Genomic DNA, 15,318 nt, shown 5'->3' with positions numbered 1-15,318 from the left:
AATCATGGACCAAAAACGACTCACTCATCTGCGTCAGCTGGAGGCGGAGAGTATCCACATCATTCGCGAAGTGGCAGCGGAGTTCAGCAACCCGGTGATGATGTACTCCATCGGCAAAGACTCCTCGGTGATGCTGCATCTGGCGCGTAAAGCCTTTTATCCGGGCACGCTGCCGTTCCCGCTGCTGCATGTGGATACCGGCTGGAAATTCCGTGAAATGTACGCGTTTCGCGACCGCACCGTGAAAGCGATGGGCGCAGAGTTGCTGGTTCACCGCAATCCGGAAGGCGTGGCGATGGGGATTAACCCTTTTGTCCACGGCAGTGCCAAACACACTGACATTATGAAGACCGAAGGGCTGAAGCAGGCGCTGAACAAATATGGTTTTGATGCGGCCTTTGGTGGCGCTCGTCGCGATGAAGAAAAGTCACGCGCCAAAGAGCGTATCTACTCCTTCCGTGACCGCTTCCATCGCTGGGATCCGAAAAACCAGCGTCCTGAGCTGTGGCACAACTACAACGGCCAGATCAACAAAGGCGAGAGCATCCGTGTCTTCCCGCTGTCGAACTGGACCGAACTGGATATCTGGCAGTACATCTTCCTGGAAAACATCGAGATCGTGCCGCTCTATCTCGCCGCGCCGCGTCCGGTGCTGGAGCGTGATGGCATGCTGATGATGATCGATGACGATCGCATCAACCTGCAGCCGGGTGAAGAGATCACCCAGCGGATGGTCCGTTTCCGTACGCTCGGCTGCTGGCCGCTGACTGGGGCGGTAGAGTCCGAAGCGCAGACGCTGCCGGAGATCATCGAAGAGATGCTGGTCTCCACCACCAGCGAGCGTCAGGGCCGCATGATCGATCGCGATCAGTCCGGTTCGATGGAACTGAAAAAACGCCAGGGTTATTTCTAAGGAGACGCCAGATGAATACCGTAATTGCACAACAGATTGCCGACCAGGGCGGCGTTGAAGCCTGGCTGACCGCTCAACAGCATAAGAGCCTGCTGCGTTTTCTGACCTGCGGCAGCGTGGACGACGGAAAAAGTACCCTGATTGGGCGTCTGCTGCATGACACCCGTCAGATCTATGAAGATCAGCTTTCATCACTGCACAACGACAGCAAACGACACGGCACCCAGGGCGAGAAGCTCGATCTGGCGCTGCTGGTGGATGGCCTGCAGGCGGAGCGTGAGCAGGGCATTACTATTGATGTGGCCTACCGCTACTTCTCGACCGAAAAGCGTAAATTTATTATCGCGGACACGCCGGGACATGAGCAGTACACCCGCAACATGGCGACCGGCGCGTCAACCTGCGATCTGGCGATCCTGCTGATCGATGCACGTAAAGGCGTACTGGATCAGACCCGCCGTCACAGCTTTATCTCAACGCTGTTGGGCATCAAACACCTGGTGGTGGCGATCAACAAGATGGACCTGGTGGAGTACGATCAGGCACGCTTCGAGCAGATCAAACAGGATTACCTGGATTTTGCTGCCCAGCTGCCGGAAGACCTTGATATCCGCTTTGTGCCAATGTCAGCGCTGGAAGGGGACAACGTTGCCTCTGCCAGTCAGACCATGCCGTGGTACAGCGGACCGACCCTGCTGGATGTACTGGAAACCGTGGAGCTGAAGCGCGTTGTCGATCATCAGCCGATGCGTTTCCCGGTGCAGTATGTGAACCGTCCCAACCTGGATTTCCGTGGCTATGCCGGTACTCTGGCGTCGGGCAGCGTGCAGGTGGGCCAGCGGGTAAAAGTGCTGCCGTCTGGCGTGGAGTCGACTATTGCCCGTATTGTGACTTTTGATGGCGATTTGCAGGAAGCGGGTGCAGGCGAAGCGATTACGCTGGTACTGCAGGATGAGATTGATATCAGCCGTGGCGATCTGCTGGTGGATGCCAGCGAAGCACTGGCTGCGGTGCAGTCTGCCAGCGTTGATGTGGTCTGGATGGCGGAACAGCCGCTGCAGGCCGGTCAGAGCTATGACCTGAAAATCGCCGGTAAGAAAACCCGTGGTCGCGTTGAGAAGGTGCTGCATCAGGTCGAGATCAATTCGCTGGAGACGCGTCAGGTCGATTCGCTGCCGCTGAACGGTATTGGTCGCATTGAGATCACCTTTGACGAACCGATGGTGCTCGATAGCTATCAGCAGAACCCGGTAACCGGCGGCATGATCTTTATCGATCGCCTGAGTAACGTCACCGTGGGTGCCGGCATGATCCATCAGCCAAACCATGATGCGCCGGTTAACAGCGGTGAGTTCAGCGCGTTTGAGCTGGAACTGAATGCGCTGGTGCGTCGTCACTTCCCACACTGGAACGCGCGCGACCTGCTGGGCGGTCAATAATGGCGCAGCACGATGATAACGTGGTGTGGCATGACCATCCGGTAACACGTGCTTCTCGCGAGCAGCAGCACGGCCATCAGGGCGTGGTGCTGTGGTTCACCGGGCTTTCGGGCTCGGGGAAATCCACCGTCGCAGGTGCGCTGGAGCAGGCGCTGCACCGCATCGGTGTCAGCACCTATCTGCTGGATGGTGACAATGTGCGTCACGGCCTCTGTCGTGACCTCGGCTTCAGCGATGATGACCGCAAGGAGAACATCCGTCGGGTCGGTGAAGTGGCGAAGCTGATGGTGGATGCCGGACTCGTGGTGCTCACCGCCTTTATTTCGCCGCATCGCGCCGAGCGTCAGATGGTGCGCGACCTGCTGGAGCCAGGGCAGTTTATCGAGGTGTTTGTCGATACACCGTTAGCGGTGTGTGAAGCGCGCGATCCGAAAGGTTTATATCGCAAAGCGCGCGCCGGTGAGCTGCGTAATTTCACCGGCATCGACAGCGTCTATGAGGCGCCAGACAGCCCGGAAATCAAGCTGGATGGCGAACAATTGGTTACAAAACTGGCTGCCCAATTGTTAGACCTGCTGCGCGACCGCGATATCATCAGATCCTGAAGAGACAGCGGCAGATCGGGTCTGATCTGCCGCCCTCGCGCCAACAGGATGCCTATGCAGAACATTACCCCAATGCTCGCCCGTAAAGATGACTCAGCCCCGGATGAGCCACGCTCACTGCTGCCGGGCGGCGTTATCGGCTTTCTTGCTTACTGGTGTGCGCTGGCGATTCCATTCCTGCTGTTCGGCTCTAACACGCTGTTTTTCTTTCTCTATACCTGGCCATTCTTTCTGGCGCTGTTGCCGGTCGCTGTGGTGACGGGTATTGCACTGAATACGCTGCTGAGCGGGCAGTGGCTCTGGGCCGCGCTTGCCACAGTGATTATGGTGGTCACGCTCTTCTGGTTAATGTTCTCATTTCTTTCTGGCTGGTAAGCCATCACTGCGCTTGTGCTGATGTGCAAACGCATCGGCAGGTTACAAATCTTTTCCCGCCAGAATCGGTACTGATTACCCGGACGCGCAGCAAAGCATGCCATTTTCGCCGCTGGTGTGGAGTCCTGTGCAAAGTTATGGGATGATTGGGCCGTTTTTAGGGGGCGGGATGGGAAAACTGACGTTACTGTTATTGGTGCTGCTAGGCTGGCTGCAATATTCATTGTGGCTGGGGAAAAATGGCATCCATGACTATACGCGCGTCAATGATGATGTCGCGGTGCAACAGGCAAACAATGCCAAACTGAAATCGCGAAACGATCAGCTGTTTGCCGAAATTGATGACCTCAATGGCGGCTCGGAAGCGATCGAGGAGCGTGCGCGCAATGAACTGGGCATGATTAAGCCCGGTGAGACCTTCTATCGTCTGGTGCCTGACCAGAATAAACGCAACGCGCAACAATCAGCGCAAAACCTACAACGATAAAACATGAACACTCTGGCCTCCCTTGCGGATGTGATTGCCGTGGTGCCCGCTGCCGGGATCGGCAGCCGCATGCAGGCAACCTGTCCAAAGCAGTATCTGACGATTGGTCAGTACACCCTTCTGGAACACAGCATTGCACGTCTGTTTTCCCATCCCGCTATCAGACAGGTGATTGTTGCCCTTAGCCCCGATGACGAGCACTTTGCTTCCCTGCCGCTGGCACGCGATCCGCGCGTGGTCAGGGTCACAGGCGGAGAGACCCGTGCCGAATCGGTGCTGGCAGGACTCCAGGCCGCACAGGGTTCCGCCTGGGTGCTGGTCCATGACGCTGCGCGTCCCTGTCTGCATCCCGACGATCTCCAGCAACTGCTCAACGTGCGCGAACAGAGCCACGTAGGCGGAATTCTGGCCGCGCCCGTGCGCGACACGATGAAGCGGGGCGAGCCGGGCAAAGCGGCAGTGGCCCATACCGTAGAACGTGACGATCTCTGGCACGCCTTAACACCGCAATTTTTCCCTCATGCACTGCTTACCGCCTGCCTGACGCGGGCGCTGGCAGAAGGCGCGACCATCACCGATGAAGCGTCGGCGCTAGAGTATTGCGGCTACCATCCGCTGTTAGTCAGCGGACGCAGTGATAACATCAAAGTCACCCGGCCAGAAGATCTGGCGCTGGCGGCTTTTTATCTGAGTCAGATTCAATTAAAGGAGAGCGCATGATGCGTATCGGTCACGGTTTTGACGTTCACGCCTTTGGCGGAGAAGGTCCGTTAGTGATTGGCGGTGTGCGGATCCCGTTTGAACACGGTTTTATCGCCCATTCGGATGGCGATGTAGCGCTGCATGCGCTGACTGACGCGCTGCTTGGCGCAGTAGCGATGGGCGACATCGGCAAGCTGTTTCCCGACACCGATCCGGCCTTTAAAGGGGCAGACAGCCGCGGCCTGTTGCGAGAGGCCTGGCGTCGTATCGAAGCCAAAGGCTATCGTATCGGTAATGTCGACGTTACGATTATTGCTCAGGCTCCGAAAATGCTGCCGCACGTGCCACAGATGCGCATCAACATTGCAGAAGATTTAGGCTGCCATATGGATGCGGTCAACGTTAAAGCGACCACCACCGAGAAGCTCGGCTTTACCGGGCGCGGCGAAGGCATCGCCTGTGAAGCGGTCGCGTTAGTTCTGAAAGCTGACAGCCAATGACGCTGAATTACCTGCACGGCACGCCCGTCGCTTCCGGCGTGATCAAAGCCAACCCGGAAGATTTCGTGGTGGTGGAAGACCTCGGGTATGGCGCGGATGGGGAAGGTGAGCATCTGCTGGTGCGTATCCGTAAGGTCGGGGCCAATACCCGCTTTGTGGCGGAGGCGCTGGCTAAGTATCTTGGTATTCATCAGCGCGACATGAGCTATGCCGGGATGAAAGACCGCCATGCGGTCACGGAGCAGACCCTCTGTTTTCGTCTGCCAGGCAATGCGATGCCCGATCTGCGTGGTTTTTCGCTTGAGGGCGTCGACATTCTGCAGGTGGTACGCCACAAGCGTAAGCTGCGCATCGGCGCACTGGCAGGGAATGCGTTCCGGCTGGTCATTCGCCAGATCAGCGATCGTGATGCGGTTGAAACGCGTCTGGCGCAGATTCGCGATGCGGGCGCGCCCAACTATTTTGGTGAACAGCGTTTTGGTCGCGGCGGCAATAACCTGGAGATGGCGGAAAAGTGGGCGCGCAATGAGATCATTATTCGCGACCGCAACAAGCGCAGCCTGATGCTTTCTGCCGCACGCAGTGCGCTGTTTAATCAGGTGACCAGTGCGCGTCTGCAACAGCAGGGCAGCCTGACGCAGGTGCTCAACGGCGATGCTTTGCAGCTGACTGGCCGTGGCAGCTGGTTTGTTGCCCAGCCTGATGAACTTGCAGAGTCACAGCGCCGGGTTGAACAGCATGAGCTGCGCATTACCGCGCCGCTGCCCGGACGCGGTGAACCTGGCCCGCAGGCTGACGCGCTGGCCTTTGAGCAGCAGGCGCTGGCGGATGAGTCGCTGCTGCTGGAATTAATGGAACGTGAGAAGGTCGATGCCGCCCGCCGCGCCATGCTGGTGGTGCCGCGCGATATGCAATGGAGCTGGTGGGATGACGTCACGCTGGAACTGGCGTTCTGGCTGCCTGCGGGTAGCTTTGCCACCAGCGTGGTCCGGGAGCTGCTGACTCAAACGGATGCGCCCGATCAGCCTGATGAGTAATCTTCGCTGCAACATGACCCGACTTGTGGGTAATGTTGCGGCAAACCCCCACCGTCGTGTGATTTACGCCTACCACTTCCTTGCGTGCCTCGCTAGAATGCAAAAATCGCTGTCCATTCATCACCTGTTGCCATGCCGTTGAAACAGGTTCAGTCACGGCGACCAGTCGAATAAAAAAAGGTCAGAACGAAATGCGGATATTGCTCAGCAACGATGACGGCATTCATGCGCCAGGCATTCAGACTCTGGCAAACGCTCTGCGGCAGATTGCTGACGTGCAGGTTGTTGCTCCCGATCGTAACCGAAGCGGTGCCTCCAACTCCTTAACGCTGGAAACACCTCTGCGTACTTTCACCCATGAAAACGGCGATATCGCGGTTCAGATGGGCACCCCGACCGATTGCGTCTATCTGGGGGTGAATGCGCTGATGCAGCCGCGTCCTGACATTGTGGTGTCAGGCATCAATGCCGGCCCTAATCTGGGCGATGATGTCATCTACTCCGGCACGGTGGCGGCGGCGATGGAAGGGCGACATCTTGGTTTACCGGCGATAGCGGTTTCGCTTAACGGCCATCAGCACTACGCCACTGCGGCAGCGGTGACCTGCGCAATCCTCAGGGCGCTGACGCATGAACCGCTGCGCACCGGCCGCATTCTCAACATCAATGTCCCCGATCTGCCGCTGGCCGAACTTAAAGGCATCCGCGTGACGCGCTGTGGCAGTCGCCATCCAGCGGATCAGGTGATTGCGCAGCAGGATCCGCGTGGCAATACCCTCTACTGGATTGGCCCGCCGGGCGAAAAACTGGATGCGGGCCCGGATACGGACTTTGCCGCCGTGGATCAGGGCTACGTTTCTGTGACCGCACTACATGTCGATTTAACGGCGCACAGCGCGCAGAATGTGCTCAGTGACTGGCTGGCTAAAGCTGAGGTGAACCTGGCATGGTGAATCGGCGTATTGAGACATTGCTGTCACAACTGCGTCAGCAGGGTATTGATGATGAGAACCTGCTGAAAGCCATCAGCGAGGTGCCACGCGAACGGTTTATTGACGAGGCGTTTGAGCATAAAGCCTGGGACAATGTAGCCTTGCCTATCGGCTCCGGTCAGACGATCTCACAGCCCTATATGGTCGCGCGGATGACCGCGTTACTCGGCCTGAATCCGCATTCGCGTGTACTGGAGATTGGTACGGGGTCCGGGTATCAGACAGCGATTCTTGCCCATCTGGTAGACCATGTTTATTCAGTGGAACGCATCAAAGGGCTGCAGTGGCAGGCCAAGCGTCGTCTGAAACAGCTGGATCTGCATAATGTCTCAACCCGCCATGGCGATGGCTGGCAGGGCTGGCCTTCTCGCGGGCCGTTCGATGCCATTATCGTTACAGCCGCTCCACCGGAAATTCCGAATGCGCTGATAGCACAACTGGCAGAAGGCGGCATTATGGTGCTGCCGGTTGGCGAAGATCAGCAGGTACTGAAGCGCCTGCGCCGCCAGGGCGCAGAAGTTACGGAAGAGATCATTGAACCGGTGCGTTTTGTTCCGCTGGTGCAGGGCGATCTCGCCTGACGCTCTTCGTATTTCTTCACAACTGTTTCATGGCACCACCTGGTTGATATTGTTACTATCCAGTTTATTCAACGAAAACACAGATTTTATCGCGCCGCGCAGAGCATTCTGCTGGCCGGTACAGTGAAACAGATAGATCAGCGTTGCCATCACGGGGGATTAATGAGCACGGGAAGCACACTTTTTCAGTTACGCCGTCTGGCGGCACTTTCACTGGTAGGATTCTGGCTTGCAGGCTGTAGCTCCGGCGACAACTCACAGGCACCCATCAGTCGCGTTGGCGATGATGGTGGCATGATGAACAGCCAGGCTGGCGCAGGCCCGGTTTCGGGTGGTGTTCCTGCCGCGCCGTCTCAGGGACAAATGTTAAGCAGAAATTCAGCATCTGTTCCCAGCAATGGTGGAATGATTAGTACCAACAGTAATGTTGAGACGCAGAACGGCCGGATAGTGTACAACCGCAGTTACCAGAATATTCCTAAGGGTAGCTACTCCGGTGAAACGTATACCGTTAAGCGCGGAGACACCTTGTTTTACATTGCCTGGATTACCGGCAATGATTTCCGTGATTTAGCCCAGCGCAATAACGTTGCCGCGCCATATAGCCTGAATGTAGGCCAGACTTTACAGATTGGTAACGGATCGGGCCAGCCGATTACCGGTGGAAATCCCATTACCGTTGCTGATGCAACGCAGGGCGGCGTGCCGGCCGCGCCACAAATTAAATCGCCTGCTGTTGCACAGCAACCTGTTATTACGTATTCTGATGATTCAGGTAATTCGGGTGGCAGCAAATTGTTGCCTTCGAAAGGAGCAAATGTTGCAACGACAACAGCTCCGGTGATTACCGCACCCCCAACGGTTAGCAGTACTACCAACAGTTCAACGCCGGTCGGAAGCTGGCGCTGGCCGACTGACGGGAAGATTATCGATAACTTCTCTGCCGCCGAAGGTGGCAATAAAGGTATCGATATCGCCGGGACGCGCGGACAATCTGTGGTTGCCACTGCTTCAGGACGAGTGGTTTACGCAGGTAACGCACTCCGGGGTTACGGTAATTTGATCATCATTAAACACAACGATGATTACCTGAGCGCCTACGCCCACAACGATACAATGCTGGTTCGGGAACAACAGGAAGTTAAGGCGGGGCAAAAGATCGCTACCATGGGTAGCACCGGAACCAGTTCAGTCAGATTACACTTTGAAATTCGTTACAAGGGGAAATCCGTAAACCCGTTGCGTTATTTACCGCAGCGATAATCCGGCAGAACAAAACTGTTTTATGTTCTGCCCTGGAATCACGGGTAGGAGCCGCTTATGAGCCAGAATACGCTGAAAGTAAACGAGTTACATGAGAACGCGGAATTCGATGAGAATGGAGCTGAAATTTTTGACGAGAAGGCACTCGTTGAAAACGAAGCCAGTGATAGCGACGTAGCGGAAGAAGAGTTGCTATCACAGGGTGCGACGCAGCGTGTATTAGATGCGACGCAGCTCTATCTTGGGGAGATTGGCTATTCTCCGTTGTTAACGGCAGAGGAAGAAGTTTTCTTCGCTCGCCGTGCATTGAGAGGTGACATCCCTTCCCGTCGCCGCATGATCGAAAGTAACTTACGCCTGGTAGTGAAAATCGCCCGTCGTTACAGCAATCGTGGTTTAGCCCTGCTGGACCTGATTGAAGAAGGTAACCTCGGCCTGATTCGTGCCGTTGAGAAATTTGACCCCGAGCGCGGGTTCCGTTTCTCAACCTATGCTACCTGGTGGATTCGTCAGACCATTGAACGGGCGATCATGAATCAAACCCGTACCATTCGTCTGCCGATTCACATTGTAAAAGAACTGAATGTTTATCTGCGAACTGCGCGTGAACTTTCCCACAAGCTCGACCATGAGCCGAGTGCGGAAGAGATCGCCGATCAGCTTGATAAACCTGTTGAGGACGTAAGCCGTATGTTACGTCTCAACGAACGCATTACCTCAGTTGATACGCCATTGGGCGGTGATTCTGAAAAAGCGCTGCTGGATATTCTGGCCGATGAGAAAGACAACGGCCCTGAAGACACCACGCAGGACGATGATATGAAACAAAGCATCGTCAAATGGCTGTTCGAACTGAACGCCAAGCAGCGTGAAGTGCTGGCACGTCGTTTCGGCCTGTTAGGCTATGAAGCGGCAACGCTTGAGGATGTGGGTCGTGAAATCGGCTTAACCCGTGAGCGTGTACGTCAGATTCAGGTTGAAGGTTTGCGCCGTCTGCGAGAAATCCTGCAGGCGCAGGGCCTCAGCATCGAAGCACTGTTTCGTGAATAATCGTCTGTAAGATGGTCTGAGTTCGAATGCAAAAAGCGGTGGTGAAAACCACCGTTTTTTTTATGCCTGCAGAAAAGTGATTTACAGAAGTGTGCCAGCGCCGCACCGTGCGTTCACACGATGCGGCGTGCTATCACACCAGTGATTTAAGCCGGTAAATCCAGTCGAGCGCCTGACGCGGTGTCAGCGTATCCGGATCCAGCGCCTCAAGCGCCTCCACCGCTGGCGAGGTCTCTTCAACCAGCAGCGGCAGCTGAGAACCATCTACCGTTGATGATGCCGAGTGATTTGAAACGGTTTCCAGCTCTTTCAGCTTGTTGCGCGCTCGCTTGATCACCTCTTTAGGCACGCCGGCCAGCGCGGCTACGGCCAGACCATAACTCTTGCTCGCTGCACCTTCCTGAACGCTGTGCATAAAGGCAATAGTGTCGCCATGCTCAACCGCATCCAGATGGACGTTGACCACGCCTTCCATTTTTTCCGGCAATGTTGTCAGCTCAAAGTAGTGGGTGGCAAACAGCGTCATCGCCTTGATGCGGTTCGCCAGGTTTTCGGCGCATGCCCAGGCCAGCGATAAACCGTCGTAGGTCGAGGTGCCGCGTCCAATCTCATCCATTAGCACCAGACTGTTTTCAGTGGCGTTATGCAGGATGTTTGCGGTTTCGGTCATCTCAACCATAAAGGTCGAGCGCCCGGAGGCGAGATCGTCAGCGGCACCGACGCGGGTAAAGATGCGATCCAGTGGTCCAATCAGCGTCTCATCGGCAGGAACGAAACTGCCAATCCATGCCATCAGCGCAATCAGTGCCGCCTGTCGCATATAGGTACTTTTACCACCCATGTTAGGACCGGTAATAATCAGCATTCTGCGCTGGGGTGCCAGTGACAGCGGGTTAGCAATAAACGGCTCTTTCAGGACCTGCTCAACCACCGGATGGCGACCGCCACTGATTTTAATGCCGGCTTTATCCTGCAGCACAGGACGGCAGTAGTTCAGGGTCCAGGCACGTTCTGCCAGGTTGCTCAACACGTCCAGTTCGGCCAGCGCGGCGGCACTCAGCTGTAGCGCTTCAAGGTGCGGCAGCAGCTGATCGAACAGCGCCTCATACAGGCTCTTCTCCAGCGACAGGGCTTTACCCTTCGAGGTGAGAACTTTATCTTCGTACTCTTTCAGTTCCGGGATGATGTAGCGCTCAGCGTTTTTCAGCGTCTGACGACGGACATAGTGCATCGGAACCTGATGACTCTGTCCCCGACTCACCTGGATGTAATAACCATGCACACCGTTAAAGCCGACCTTCAGCGTATCCAGTCCCAACTTCTCGCGTTCACGGATCTCCAGCCGGTCAAGGTAGTCGGTAGCGCCATCGGCCAGCGCGCGCCACTCATCCAGCTCCGCGTTGTAGCCTGGCGCAATCACCCCGCCGTCGCGAATCAGCACCGGCGGTGACTCAATCACCGCCTGTTCCAGCAGCTCACGTAACGCGCTGAATTCGCCCATCTGCGTGCGCAGCTTCTGTAGCTGTGGCGCTTTAACGTCGGCCAGCAGTTGGTTGAGTTCCGGCAGTTGTTGAAACGCATGACGCATGCGGGCCAGGTCGCGCGGACGCGCAGTGCGCAGTGCGAGACGTGCCAGGATACGTTCCAGATCGCCGACCTGACGCAGCACCGGCTGCAGCACGTCGCTGAGATTCTGCAGTTCAGCAATCGACTCCTGACGCTGGTTAATGATGCGCACATCACGCAGCGGCATATGCAACCAGCGCTTCAGCATCCGGCTGCCCATCGGGGTGACGGTTTTATCCAGCACAGCCGCTAAGGTGTTGTCAGTACCGCCAGCCAGGTTCTGGGTAATCTCCAGATTGCGGCGGGTGGCGGCATCCATGATGATGCTGTCCTGCTGCCGCTCCATGCTCAGCGAGCGGATGTGGGGCAGCGTGGTGCGCTGGGTATCTTTGACATATTGCAACAGGCAGCCCGCCGCACTCAGTCCGAGGTGCGCGTTCTCTACGCCGAAGCCATTGAGGTCGCGGGTGCCGAACTGCAGATTCAGCTGCTGGCGCGCGGTGTCAATTTCAAACTCCCACAGCGGACGACGGCGCAGGCCACGACGCTGATCGATCAGCGACATCGCCTGAAAATCTTCAGGGTAGAGCAGCTCAGCAGGATTGGTGCGCTGTAGCTCTGCCGCCATGGTTTCGGCATCAGCCGGTTCGCTTAATCGAAAACGGCCTGAGCTGATATCCAGCGTGGCGTAGCCAAAACCGCGCGGACTTTGCACAATCGCCGCCAGCAGATTGTCATGCCGCTCCTGCAATAGCGCCTCATCACTGATGGTGCCGGGTGTTACAATGCGCACCACTTTGCGCTCGACCGGTCCTTTGCTCAGCGCCGGATCGCCTATCTGCTCGCAGATGGCAACCGATTCGCCCAGCTGAACCAGCTTAGCCAGATAGCCTTCAACCGCATGATAGGGCACACCTGCCATCGGGATCGGTTCGCCCGCGGACGCGCCGCGTTTGGTGAGTGAAATCTCCAGCAGCTGTGAGGCGCGTTTTGCGTCGTCATAAAACAGCTCGTAGAAGTCACCCATACGGTAAAACAGCAGAATATCAGGATGCTCAGCCTTGAGGCGCAGGTACTGCTGCATCATGGGCGTATGGGAAGGAAAGTCCTTTTCGGTTGGCTCTTGCATAAGGTTTTAACTCATCTTTAATGCGGTAAATTTCTGGCGGTCAACGCCCATGAAACCGAAAGGATTCGCGTCGGCGCGCAGGATAACCAGATGATAACGAATAGGGCAGGGCATATGCCAGCCTGATAATCGCCCTGATCCTGACCGGGTATAACCTGACAGGCATCCTGGCAAATGTGGCGACGGCTGGCGACAGAAAAGTGGCGTTTTTCATGATGCTGGCGCGGTGCTGCGAGGCGGCTCGCGATTTCTGCGTCAGTTTATGGCGGAAGGGGCGGCGCTACAGCGCACAGCAGAAGGAAAATACTCAGTGCAGCCCGTTCTGCAGCGCCCAGACGGCGGCTTCAAGGCGGGATTTGAGGTTCATTTTTTTCAGCAGATATTTGACGTGAACCTTGACCGTGCTTTCACTGATAGCCAGTTTGCGGGCAATCGCTTTGTTGGTCATTCCATCGCTGATCAGTTGCAGGATGTCGCGTTCACGTCGGGTCAGCTGGCTGATATCGCGCGTCTGCGCAGGCTGTGAATTGCGCAACCGCGCAACCAGAATTGGGGTTAACGCTTCGCTCAGTACGATCTGCCCGGCGGCCGCCTGATGCAGCGCTTTCAGCAAGGCTTCGGGTTCCATATCTTTCAGCAGATAACCATCCGCACCGCGCTTCAGCGCGCTGACCACATCCTCTTCATTATCGGAAACGCTGAACACCACCACCCGGCCAGAAAGGGCGATTTCGCGCAGTTGGGTGAGGGTATCCAGCCCGCTCAGACCGGGCATATTAAGATCCAGCAGGATCAGGTCGGGATCGTGCTGTTGTGCCAGCGCCAGACCATCAATGCCGTTACCCGCTTCGGCCACTACCTGCAGTCGTTCATCCAGCGCAATCAGCTGCTTCAGACCGTTGCGCAGCATAGGATGATCATCGATTAATAAGAGCGTAAATTTCTCTGCCGTCACAATCTTTCCTGTCCTATACGCCAGCCCTGTACGGGCGAAGGTGCCTATCTTACCGGTGAAGCGGGGTCGCTATATACTCCCAAAGGACTACTCCTTTATTTCCATTCAGATGCCCTTTTGCTGAAGATGTTCGCAGCTGCAATTAAACCGCATGATTTATAAGGTTTATCTGCATTCAGTTAACTACTTAACCGGGATGAGCTGAGATTGCCACGCCTTTGTAACCTGCATTGCCGTTGATTTGTATCAAGCAAGCCACCAGGCCGGATGCGCAGGATATGCACAATTATTATTCTGCTGATGAGAGATTTATGACCCAATCTGCCCCATTGCAAACCCCGACGCGCGGCGCGTTAATCCAGGACTGGCAACCTGAAAATGAGGCGTTCTGGCAGACGCGCGGCAAGCGTATCGCCAGCCGTAACCTGTGGATTTCTGTTTTTTGCCTGCTGCTGGGCTTCTGCGTCTGGATGCTGTTCAGCACCGTCGCGGTGAATCTGAATAAAGTCGGCTTTAACTTCACTACGGAGCAGCTCTTTTTGCTGACCGCGCTGCCGTCTGTGTCCGGCGCGCTGCTGCGTGTGCCTTACTCTTTTGTTATTCCCATCTTTGGTGGTCGCCGCTGGACTGCTTTCAGCACCGGCATCCTGATTATCCCCTGCCTGTGGCTCGGCTTTGCGGTACAGGACAGCCAGACCTCATTCGCCACATTTATGGTGATCTCCCTGCTGTGCGGATTTGGTGGCGCTAACTTTGCTTCGAGCATGGGCAACATCAGCTTCTTCTTCCCTAAAGCCCATCAGGGGGGCGCGCTGGGTATCAACGGCGGCCTTGGTAATCTTGGCGTCAGCGTGATGCAGTTTGTCGCACCGCTGGCAATCTCCTGTGCCATTTTTGGCTTTGCCGATGTGGGTCAAACCACCGTCACCGGCGACAGCATCTGGCTGGAAAATGCGTCCTGGATCTGGGTGCCTTTCCTGGCGATCGGCACGCTCGCAGCCTGGTTCGGCATGAACGATCTCGCGGCGGCGAAATCCTCGCTGCGTGAGCAGTTGCCGGTGCTGAAACGTCCACATTTGTGGATTATGGCACTGCTCTATCTGGCGACCTTCGGTTCCTTTATCGGATTTTCTGCTGGTTTCGCCATGCTGACGAAAACGCAGTTTCCAGATGTTGTGATCATGCATTACGCCTTTTTCGGCCCGTTAATTGGTGCGCTGGCCCGTTCAGCAGGCGGCATCGTTTCTGACCGCCTCGGCGGTACCCGCGTCACGCTGGTTAACTACATCCTGATGGCGCTGTTTGCCGCACTGTTGTTCCTCACACTGCCGGGAGATGGACATGATGGCTCGTTCATTGCCTTCTTCGCCGTGTTTATGGGCCTGTTTCTGACCGCCGGTCTGGGCAGTGGCTCCACCTACCAGATGATTGCGGTGATCTTCCGCAAGCTGACGCTGGAACGTATCAAAGCTGAAGGTGGTGACGATGCGCATGCGCAGCGTGAAGCGGCAACTGAAACCTCGGCTGCGCTGGGCTTTATCTCCGCCATTGGTGCACTGGGCGGCTTCTTTATTCCACAGACCTTTGGCCTGTCGCTTGCCATGACAGGTTCACCTGCTGGCGCGATGAAAATCTTCCTGGTCTTCTATCTCTGCTGCATCGCCGTGACCTGGCTGGTTTACGGACGAAAAGCCCGCGCCTGATAACGACAAAGCCGGTGTGGC

At 56.3% G+C, this 15,318-nt stretch carries 15 protein-coding genes; 13 read left to right on the top strand and 2 right to left on the bottom strand.

All coding sequences use genetic code 11. The annotated features are described in order from the left end of the window. Nucleotides 1-4: 4 nt before the first annotated feature. The 12 genes from cysD (at nucleotide 5) to rpoS (ending at nucleotide 9,944) form a co-directional block, all read left to right on the top strand. A complete protein-coding gene (cysD, locus tag N1689_RS19445) occupies nucleotides 5-913 on the top strand; it encodes a sulfate adenylyltransferase subunit CysD (RefSeq protein ID WP_013358871.1) in 909 nt (302 codons plus the stop codon). 11 nt (nucleotides 914-924) lie between these two features. After that, nucleotides 925-2,352 carry a sulfate adenylyltransferase subunit CysN gene (gene cysN / locus N1689_RS19440; protein ID WP_161732786.1) on the top strand — a complete coding sequence of 476 codons (1,428 nt, stop codon included), beginning with the start codon at nucleotides 925-927 and terminating at the stop codon, nucleotides 2,350-2,352. After that, the gene (gene cysC, locus N1689_RS19435; RefSeq protein WP_161732784.1) at nucleotides 2,352-2,957 is read left to right on the top strand and encodes an adenylyl-sulfate kinase; all 606 of its coding nucleotides are present in this window, start codon (nucleotides 2,352-2,354) and stop codon (nucleotides 2,955-2,957) included. The genes cysN and cysC overlap by 1 nt, the downstream gene beginning before the upstream one ends. A gap of 54 nt (nucleotides 2,958-3,011) precedes the next feature. Continuing rightward, nucleotides 3,012-3,332, top strand: coding sequence for a DUF3561 family protein (locus tag N1689_RS19430; protein WP_150014624.1), 321 nt, complete (start codon nucleotides 3,012-3,014; stop codon nucleotides 3,330-3,332). Between the two features lie 169 nt (nucleotides 3,333-3,501). Continuing rightward, a complete protein-coding gene (ftsB, locus tag N1689_RS19425) occupies nucleotides 3,502-3,819 on the top strand; it encodes a cell division protein FtsB (RefSeq protein ID WP_003849108.1) in 318 nt (105 codons plus the stop codon). A 3-nt stretch (nucleotides 3,820-3,822) separates the two neighbouring features. Continuing rightward, a complete protein-coding gene (ispD, locus tag N1689_RS19420) occupies nucleotides 3,823-4,539 on the top strand; it encodes a 2-C-methyl-D-erythritol 4-phosphate cytidylyltransferase (RefSeq protein WP_253419874.1) in 717 nt (238 codons plus the stop codon). Beyond that, nucleotides 4,539-5,021: a 2-C-methyl-D-erythritol 2,4-cyclodiphosphate synthase gene (ispF, locus tag N1689_RS19415; protein ID WP_008927107.1), complete on the top strand. Its 483-nt coding sequence runs from the start codon at nucleotides 4,539-4,541 to the stop codon at nucleotides 5,019-5,021. The genes ispD and ispF overlap by 1 nt, the downstream gene beginning before the upstream one ends. Continuing rightward, on the top strand, nucleotides 5,018-6,058 hold the full coding sequence (truD, locus tag N1689_RS19410) for a tRNA pseudouridine(13) synthase TruD (RefSeq protein ID WP_253419871.1): 1,041 nt from the start codon (nucleotides 5,018-5,020) through the stop codon (nucleotides 6,056-6,058). Before ispF ends, truD begins: the two co-directional genes overlap by 4 nt. Nucleotides 6,059-6,249: 191 nt before the next feature. Next, nucleotides 6,250-7,011: a 5'/3'-nucleotidase SurE gene (gene surE / locus N1689_RS19405; protein WP_150014618.1), complete on the top strand. Its 762-nt coding sequence runs from the start codon at nucleotides 6,250-6,252 to the stop codon at nucleotides 7,009-7,011. Continuing rightward, entirely contained in the window at nucleotides 7,005-7,631 is a 627-nt protein-coding gene (locus N1689_RS19400; RefSeq protein ID WP_260059938.1) for a protein-L-isoaspartate(D-aspartate) O-methyltransferase, read from the top strand. The genes surE and N1689_RS19400 overlap by 7 nt, the downstream gene beginning before the upstream one ends. Nucleotides 7,632-7,793: 162 nt before the next feature. Beyond that, the gene (gene nlpD, locus N1689_RS19395) at nucleotides 7,794-8,894 is read left to right on the top strand and encodes a murein hydrolase activator NlpD (protein WP_161732888.1); all 1,101 of its coding nucleotides are present in this window, start codon (nucleotides 7,794-7,796) and stop codon (nucleotides 8,892-8,894) included. A 57-nt stretch (nucleotides 8,895-8,951) separates the two neighbouring features. Then, a complete protein-coding gene (rpoS, locus tag N1689_RS19390) occupies nucleotides 8,952-9,944 on the top strand; it encodes an RNA polymerase sigma factor RpoS (protein ID WP_161732776.1) in 993 nt (330 codons plus the stop codon). A 133-nt stretch (nucleotides 9,945-10,077) separates the two neighbouring features. Here the strand turns inward: rpoS and mutS are convergent, their stop codons facing one another. Next, on the bottom strand, nucleotides 10,078-12,639 hold the full coding sequence (gene mutS / locus N1689_RS19385; RefSeq protein ID WP_161732774.1) for a DNA mismatch repair protein MutS: 2,562 nt from the start codon (nucleotides 12,637-12,639) through the stop codon (nucleotides 10,078-10,080). Nucleotides 12,640-12,946: 307 nt separating this feature from the next. After that, on the bottom strand, nucleotides 12,947-13,594 hold the full coding sequence (narL, locus tag N1689_RS19380; protein WP_161732772.1) for a two-component system response regulator NarL: 648 nt from the start codon (nucleotides 13,592-13,594) through the stop codon (nucleotides 12,947-12,949). A gap of 311 nt (nucleotides 13,595-13,905) precedes the next feature. On the opposite strand from narL, the gene N1689_RS19375 reads away from it, so the two are divergent. Next, a complete protein-coding gene (locus N1689_RS19375) occupies nucleotides 13,906-15,297 on the top strand; it encodes a NarK family nitrate/nitrite MFS transporter (protein ID WP_260059931.1) in 1,392 nt (463 codons plus the stop codon). The last annotated feature ends 21 nt before the right edge of the window (nucleotides 15,298-15,318 follow it).

Origin of the sequence: Pantoea sp. XY16, from assembly GCF_025153065.1 — a bacterium.
GTDB lineage: Bacteria > Pseudomonadota > Gammaproteobacteria > Enterobacterales > Enterobacteriaceae > Pantoea > Pantoea alfalfae.
Note: the sequence above shows the minus strand (reverse complement) of the source record. Positions and strands in the feature narration are given on the sequence as shown.

Bases quoted from the DNA above. Each gene is read 5' to 3' on its own strand.
- ftsB (WP_003849108.1), top strand. From the start codon at position 3,502: ATGGGAAAACTGACGTTACTGTTATTGGTGCTGCTAGGCTGGCTGCAA.
- truD (WP_253419871.1), top strand. From the start codon at position 5,018: ATGACGCTGAATTACCTGCACGGCACGCCCGTCGCTTCCGGCGTGATC.
- N1689_RS19400 (WP_260059938.1), top strand. From the start codon at position 7,005: ATGGTGAATCGGCGTATTGAGACATTGCTGTCACAACTGCGTCAGCAG.
- cysN (WP_161732786.1), top strand. From the start codon at position 925: ATGAATACCGTAATTGCACAACAGATTGCCGACCAGGGCGGCGTTGAA.
- N1689_RS19375 (WP_260059931.1), top strand. From the start codon at position 13,906: ATGACCCAATCTGCCCCATTGCAAACCCCGACGCGCGGCGCGTTAATC.
- rpoS (WP_161732776.1), top strand. From the start codon at position 8,952: ATGAGCCAGAATACGCTGAAAGTAAACGAGTTACATGAGAACGCGGAA.
- cysD (WP_013358871.1), top strand. From the start codon at position 5: ATGGACCAAAAACGACTCACTCATCTGCGTCAGCTGGAGGCGGAGAGT.
- nlpD (WP_161732888.1), top strand. From the start codon at position 7,794: ATGAGCACGGGAAGCACACTTTTTCAGTTACGCCGTCTGGCGGCACTT.
- N1689_RS19430 (WP_150014624.1), top strand. From the start codon at position 3,012: ATGCAGAACATTACCCCAATGCTCGCCCGTAAAGATGACTCAGCCCCG.
- cysC (WP_161732784.1), top strand. From the start codon at position 2,352: ATGGCGCAGCACGATGATAACGTGGTGTGGCATGACCATCCGGTAACA.
- ispF (WP_008927107.1), top strand. From the start codon at position 4,539: ATGCGTATCGGTCACGGTTTTGACGTTCACGCCTTTGGCGGAGAAGGT.
- surE (WP_150014618.1), top strand. From the start codon at position 6,250: ATGCGGATATTGCTCAGCAACGATGACGGCATTCATGCGCCAGGCATT.
- mutS (WP_161732774.1), bottom strand. From the start codon at position 12,639: ATGCAAGAGCCAACCGAAAAGGACTTTCCTTCCCATACGCCCATGATG.
- ispD (WP_253419874.1), top strand. From the start codon at position 3,823: ATGAACACTCTGGCCTCCCTTGCGGATGTGATTGCCGTGGTGCCCGCT.